This is a genomic window from Neisseria sp. P0008.S010 (genome assembly GCF_051962715.1).
GTDB classification, from domain to species: Bacteria; Pseudomonadota; Gammaproteobacteria; order Burkholderiales; family Neisseriaceae; genus Neisseria; species Neisseria elongata.
The window spans coordinates 1-266 of sequence record NZ_JBQCVA010000312.1; the positions used below are offsets into that span (position 1 = coordinate 1).

Consider the following 266-nt stretch of genomic DNA (forward strand, 5'->3'; position numbering starts at 1 on the left):
CCTACGGGTGGCAGCAGCAATAGTCGAACTCAATGCCTTGGCCGATCCGGTTAGGCCCTCCGCCGAGGATGATTGCCTTCTTGCGGTCGGACGGATTGGCTTCGCATTCGGGCACCTGACCCAAGGCCGCCGTTTCATAGGTCGAATACATATAGGCGGTCGTTGAGGCGAATTCGGCAGCACAAGTATCAATGCGCTTAAAGACCGGACGCACGCCCAGGGCGCGGCGGGCGGTGCGGATGTCGGTCTCAGATACCCCTGTAGTC

1 pseudogene is annotated in these 266 nt (G+C 60.2%); it reads right to left on the bottom strand.

The features are described from left to right. Positions 1-7 precede the first annotated feature (7 nt). Positions 8-266, bottom strand: a pseudogene (locus ACTHSL_RS13735) (hypothetical protein); the annotation flags it as partial.